The organism is Burkholderia sp. WAC0059 (assembly GCF_002870125.1).
In the GTDB taxonomy this organism is placed as follows: domain Bacteria; phylum Pseudomonadota; class Gammaproteobacteria; order Burkholderiales; family Burkholderiaceae; genus Paraburkholderia.
The window spans coordinates 153,617-159,713 of the sequence record NZ_PNEO01000013.1 but is presented as its reverse complement, the minus strand read 5'-3'; the positions used below and the strand labels follow the sequence as shown (position 1 = coordinate 159,713).

Annotated in this window: 4 protein-coding genes and 2 pseudogenes; 3 read left to right on the top strand and 3 right to left on the bottom strand. The window is 66.7% G+C overall.

Features of this window, described 5'->3' with window-relative positions:
- The 3 genes and pseudogenes from CY652_RS24880 to CY652_RS15150 form a co-directional block, all read left to right on the top strand.
- A pseudogene (locus CY652_RS24880) lies at window positions 1–173 on the top strand (glycosyl transferase family 8); the annotation flags it as partial.
- A gap of 43 nt (window positions 174–216) precedes the next feature.
- A complete protein-coding gene (locus CY652_RS15155; protein WP_258002329.1) occupies window positions 217–1,098 on the top strand; it encodes an alpha/beta hydrolase in 882 nt (293 codons plus the stop codon).
- Window positions 1,099–1,428: 330 nt separating this feature from the next.
- Window positions 1,429–2,352, top strand: coding sequence for a LysR family transcriptional regulator (locus CY652_RS15150; RefSeq protein WP_102131530.1), 924 nt, complete (start codon window positions 1,429–1,431; stop codon window positions 2,350–2,352).
- A gap of 219 nt (window positions 2,353–2,571) precedes the next feature.
- On the opposite strand, the pseudogene tatA reads toward CY652_RS15150, so the two are convergent.
- From tatA to CY652_RS15135, 3 genes and pseudogenes are all read right to left on the bottom strand, one after another.
- Window positions 2,572–2,734, bottom strand: a pseudogene (gene tatA, locus CY652_RS24875) (Sec-independent protein translocase subunit TatA); the annotation flags it as partial.
- A 62-nt stretch (window positions 2,735–2,796) separates the two neighbouring features.
- Entirely contained in the window at window positions 2,797–4,101 is a 1,305-nt protein-coding gene (locus CY652_RS15140; RefSeq protein WP_102131528.1) for an Nramp family divalent metal transporter, read from the bottom strand.
- Window positions 4,102–4,231: 130 nt separating this feature from the next.
- Entirely contained in the window at window positions 4,232–5,488 is a 1,257-nt protein-coding gene (locus CY652_RS15135; RefSeq protein ID WP_102131527.1) for an oxalate decarboxylase family bicupin, read from the bottom strand.
- Between the last annotated feature and the right edge of the window lie 609 nt (window positions 5,489–6,097).

Genomic DNA, 6,097 nt, shown 5'->3' with positions numbered 1-6,097 from the left:
CCTGGGTCCTGCTGCCGTTCGTGCCCGACTGGCGCTGGCTGCTCGGGCGCGACGACTCGCCCTGGTATCCGTCGCTGCGCCTGTTCCGCCAGCCCGCCCGCGGCGACTGGGCCAGCGCCATCTCGAGCCTGGCCGACGCGCTCGGCCACTTCGCGGCTCTGGCTCAGAATTAGCGTGTCGCGTCCACCGCTCCCGCGTCCGCGCTCCCCGGCAGCCCTGCTGCTTTCCGTCCTGGCCTGCGGCCTGCTCGCCAGCGGCTGCGCCCCGCTCGACCGCAACGCGCACGCCGATGCCCTCGCGAAACCCGCCGGACTCGAACGCGAACAGATAGCGGCGGACGGCTTCGTCCTGACGGCGTTCACGCGCATCACGCGTCCCGACGCGCCGCTCGACCTCTACATCGAAGGCGACGGCCTGGCCTGGGTCTCGCGCAGCGAACCGTCGTTGGACCCGACGCCGCTCGCGGCAACGGGCCTCGCGCTGGCGGCGGCAGACCCGGCGCCGAACGTCGCGTATCTCGCCCGCCCGTGCCAGTTCACGCCGATGGCGTCGAACCCGCGCTGCGGCATTGCCTGGTGGACGGGCCGGCGTTTCGCGCCGGCGGTGGTGGCGTCGATAGACGACGCGGTGAGCCGGCTTGCCGCACGCACGCCGGGCCAGCCCATCAACCTGACCGGCTATTCGGGCGGCGCGGCGATCGCGGTGCTCGTGGCGGCGCGCCGCACCGACGTGGCGTCGATCCGGACCGTGGCCGGCAATCTCGACGACGCGTTCGTGAACCGGTTGCATCACGTCTCGCCGATGCCGGAATCGCTGAATCCGATCGATTACGCGGCGCGCGTGGCGGCGATTCCGCAGTTGCATTTCGCCAGCGCCGACGACGAAGTGGTGCCGCCCGACGTGGCACGGCGCTTCGTCGATTCCGCCGATGCGACGGGCCTGCATTGCGCGCAGATGCAGGTCGTATCCGGCCTCACGCACGACGGCGACTGGGCCCGGCGCTGGCCCGCGCTGCTCAGGCTCACGCCGACTTGCAGCACGTCTCATGCCATCGCCTCATCGGGAAGCGCCCAGGCGTCTCGTCCCCGGGCGCAATAACGCCCGCCTCACGCATCCGTCTATCTCGCGCCGGATCGGCCAGCCCTGCCCAGGGCGAGGGAGCAGTCATCACGAATTCCGTCGCGTGGCATACTGCCGCACATGCACGCACATATGTCGGTGTGCAGATTATTTGTATTGGTTTGTGTTGAATTGTGTTGGTTTATGTTGCTGCGAATTCGTGTATCGAAGATCGCCGGCACAACGCGGGCTGTCCCCCAGGGAGACAGGCGGATCGCCCGCGTGACGCGCGAGTGAGAAGCCGGCGCGAGGGTCCGTCCGGCTGCGCCGCGTCGTCCCGGCCGTCGTGGTCATGCATTGTGAGACGCCGTGAAAAACGCCACCTTTCGTCAGATAAAAACCTTCGAGACCGTCGCCCGCCGCCTCAGCTTTTCGAGAGCCGCCGACGAGCTGAATCTGTCCCCGCCCGCGGTATCCGTGCAGATCAAGCATCTCGAGGAGCACGCGGGCATCGCGCTGTTCGAGCAGCTCGGCAAGAAGATCTACCTGACCTCGGCGGGACAGGAAATGCTCCGCTACAGCCAGGCCATCATCCGCTGCGTACAGGAAGCCGAGGAAAGCCTCGCGAAAATCCGCAGCGGCGAGGGCGGCCAGCTCAACATCGGCGTTATCAGCGCGGGCATCTACTTCTTCCCGAAGCTCGTCGCCGAATTCGTCGGCCAGCACTGCGGCGTCGAACCCCAGCTCATCGTGGAGAATCGCGACGACCTGCTGCGCCGCCTCGACGAGAATCGCATCGATCTCGCCGTGATGGTCGGCGAACCGACCGATCCGCGCATCGTCAGCGAGCCGTTCGCGCCGCATGCGTTCCTGATCGTCGCGCCGCCGCGCCACCGTCTGGCGGGCCGCGCGCCGATCACCCTGTCCGAGCTCGCCAACGAGCGCTTCATCGTGCGCGAGCGCGGCTCGGACACCTGGAACGCGTTCGAGCAATGCCTCGGCGGCAGGCTCGACCTGAAGGACACGCTCGAATTCAGGAGCACCGAGACGATCAAGCAGGCCGTCATCGCGGGCATGGGCATCAGCTTCGTGTCGGCGCATACGGTCGAATTCGAAGTGCGCGCGGGCATGCTCAGCGTGCTCGACGTCGACGATTCGCCGTGGACGCGGCCCTGGCGCATCGTCCATCGCACCGACAAGCGGCTCGAACCGGTTGCCGAAGCCTTCCGGCTCTTCCTGCTCGAAGAAGGCGCGATGCGCATCTCGGAACTCGCGCAGGCGGTCGCCGGCTGACGACCGGGACGGCGCGGCAACGGGGACAAGGGCGGCATCGTCTGCATCGCCGCGCCTCGCCGCCGGTCCGCGATGGCCACACGCCGAACGGTCCGCGGCCATCGCGAGCTTAGTGGGCCGCCGCCTCGCGCTCGCCGGACGTGGCCGGACGCGCCGCCTCGTTCGCCCCGGCGGCGGTGCCCGCCGCTGCCGGGGCCGCGCCCGCCTCCGCCCGAAACGGTACAGCGGCATCGGCGGCCGTGTCGTCGTCGCGCATGCCGTCCTTGAATCCCTTGATCGCGGTGCCGAGGTCGCCGCCGAGCGTCCTGAGCTTGCGCGTGCCGAACAGCAGCGAAACGATGGCCAGCACGATCAGCCAGTGTCCGATACTCAACGATCCCATCTGTCGTTCTCCTTAAGTTTCAACCAGAATTCGCGTTTCCAGAGTCGCCGGCCCAGGCCGCATCAGGCTAGCGCCTGCCAGACGAGGACGACGTTCAGCGCGACGATCGCCGCCGTGGCGAGCGCGGCCATGCAGATCGTCGCCTTGCCGGCCACGTAGCGGCCCATCACGGCGCGCCGCGACGACAGCACGACGAGCGCGACGAGCGGCAGCGGCAGCAGGAAGCTCAGCACCACCTGGCTGATGACCATCGCGTTCACCGTGTCGCAATTGAGGCCGATGACGAACGCCGGCACCATCGTCACGATACGGCGCGTCCAGACCGGAATCCGGAAGTCGACGAAGCCCTGCATGATGACCTGGCCCGCCATCGTGCCGACGGCCGAGCTCGACATGCCCGAGGCCATCAGCGAAACGAGGAACACGGTGGCCGCGCCGACGCCGAGGAGCGGAACGAGCGCGTGGTAGGCCACGCCGATGTCCGAGATGCCGGGCGCCGACTTGCTGAACGCGGACGCCGCCATCATGACCATCGCGAGATTCACGAAGCCGGCGATGCCGAGCGCGACGAGCACCTCGCGGTTCGAGAACGAAAGCAGCCGGCGTCGCTCCGTTTCGTTGCGGGCCGGCGTGCGGTGCTGCGTGAGCCCGGAATGCAGGTAAAGCGTGTGCGGCATGATGGTCGCGCCGATGATGCCGACGGCCAGCGTGACGGAGGACGCGCCGTGCAGGCGCGGCACGACGGTGCCCACGAGCGCCGCGTGCCAGTCGGGCGGCGCGACGGCGAGTTCGCAGACGTAGCTGAGCCCGATCGTCGCGACGAGCAGTGCGATCGCGATTTCGAGCGGCCGGAACCCGCCGCGGTCGAGCATCAGGATCGCCGACGTGACGAGGCCCGTGACGACCATGCCGGCGAACATCGAAACGTGAAAGAGCAGCGAGACGCCGAGCGCGCCGCCGAGGAACTCGGCGATGTCGGTGGCCATCGCGGCGGCTTCCGAGGCGCCCCACATGCCGAGCACCACGGGTCGGGGAAATTGGTCGCGGCACAGCTCCGCGAGATTGCGGCCGGTGACGATGCCGAGCTTCGCCGACATCGCCTGGAACAGCATCGCCACGAGGCTCGCGAGCGCCACGACCCACAGCAGTTCGTAGCCCGTCGTGGAGCCGGCCTGGATGTTGGTCGCGAAGTTGCCCGGGTCCATGTATCCGACCGAGGCGATCACGGCCGGCCCGACGAATGGCAGGAAGGCGCGCAGGCCCGTGCGGCGTCCGTTCATGGCCTCGCGCGCGGCGCGCTCCGTCCGCTCGGTCGCGCCGCTCATCGGCGCGGCGTTCGCCTGAATCAGCTTGAGAATGGGTGGCATGCTGGTATCTCGTGTTCAGTGTGCAGGGCGGCCGTGGCCGCGTCGGCGCGAGGCGCGGGCCGTCGGGTCCGCGCGGGAGCGGCCGGCCGCCGCCGCGCGTCCCGGCCCGCCGGACGCCCCGCCCGGGCCGTCAGACCGGCACCACGTCGGGCCGGTTGTTCGGGAACTTCGCGAGCACGTCCGGGCTGATGTTCAGATGCTCCATGACCATCTGCGGCGGCGTGTGCGTCAGCCAGTCGGACAGCGAGACCTCGGCGTAGTGGTCGGACTTGAAGATCTCCATGAACACGAGATCGGTGTCGCCCGTGTTCTCCACGTAATGCCCGAGGCTCTTCTTCACGTAGCCGATGTCGCCCGCGCGGAAGTCGTTGGTGATCGCCTTCGGACCCGTGTCGAACACGGTCATGCGGCCCTGGCCCTTGATGTAGTACTGCCATTCGTCGGCGTTCGGATGCCAGTGCAGCTCGCGCATGGCGCCCGGCTTCACGGTGACGAGCGCCGCCGCGACGGTCGTCGACACAGTGAAGTTGGTACTGTCGGCGATCTGCACCATGCCGCCCGCCGTCTGGCGCACCGGCTTCGAGTCGCCGAGCGAAAAGACGAACGGATGCGGAGGCGCGCCGCGCGGCGACTTCACGGCCGCCTGGTCGGACGCGAGCGGACCCGGGTCCTCGCCCTGGAAAATCCAGAGGTTGTCGACGGGAATGTTCCTGAACGAGTCGGCCGGCACGCCGAAGTTCTTCGCGAGCACCTCGGGCGGCGTGTGCGCGATCCAGTCGGTGAGCAGCAGCGTGTTGAATTCGGACGCCCGCCCATTGTCGAACGCGATCAGGAATTCGGCGCCGGTCGAGCCGATGCCCTGCAGCGAATGGGGCAGCCCCGCCGGGAAATACCAGAGATCGCCGGTTTTCACGTCGGCGACCTGCGGCCGGCCCAATTCGTCGATCACGGTCACGCGGCAATGGCCGTCGAGCATGACCGCCCATTCCGCCTGCTGGTGCCAGTGCATTTCGCGAATGCCGTTTTGCGCGAGGCGCATATTCACGCCGGAAATGTCGGCGGAAATCGCGAAATCGTCCTGGGTTACCTGGCGGGCCCAGCCGCCGTTCTGAATGCGTTTGGGTGCGTTATTGAAAGACGCCCAGAATTCCGACATGCCGTTGACGTCGGTCGGCGGCGGATTTTGCGTCGAGGGAAATTGGCCGGCGAGCGCCGGATTCTGCGGTCCCGGGTCGCTCAGGCTCGTCGGGCTTTTCGCGTTGATGGCGCCTTCGGCCGGATGATCGGGGTTGCCGAACGAAGCCGCCTTCGCCGTGGCGGCCACGCCCAGCGCGGCGGCGGAGGCTGCGGCACCGACCAGCATCTTGCGTCGCGACAGGTCAGTCATGTTTCGTTTCCTTCGGTCATCGGAACGGCGGCCCATTCGTCGGGCGCGCGCCATTCTCGATAATCCAGTGATCAAAATAATATCGAGGCCTTTAAAAACAAATCAGGCCACCCGGAAGTCCCGTATTCGAAACATCCTTGACGGCGATATTAATTCCGCCACCAGAAACAAAACAGTTAATTATATTTAACGAAACGATAATGTTGGGCGTATTGATTTTATAAAATCGCTGCGATAATCCGGTTGCGTGCTTTTAAACCGGCGAACCGCCTGGAAATAATCGGTAAAAATAGAAAGCGGAAAGACAGGCGCCGGCGGAAACGCGCGTGCGGGATACGGATGAAAACGCGCCCATTCTCGCGCCCGTTCGAGGGCGCAAAAAAGAAACAGTTGGGTACACGGATTCAGAGCACAGTCGGGCAATGCCGGACCGCCCCCTGACAATTGTTGACTACAGAACGGTGAAAACTCGCCTAAGCTCGGCGAAATATAAACGGGGAATCGGGGAGAAATAACAATGCGCGTCTCTTACGACATGCGGCTTACGCTCGGCCTGGCCGTCGTCTGGCCGCCGCTGATCGGCTTCATCATCCTGCTGATGGGGTAAGC

Excerpts from the sequence above, each read along its gene's own strand:
- CY652_RS15140 (WP_102131528.1), bottom strand. The coding sequence starts at position 4,101 with ATGCCACCCATTCTCAAGCTGATTCAGGCGAACGCCGCGCCGATGAGC.
- CY652_RS15135 (WP_102131527.1), bottom strand. The coding sequence starts at position 5,488 with ATGACTGACCTGTCGCGACGCAAGATGCTGGTCGGTGCCGCAGCCTCC.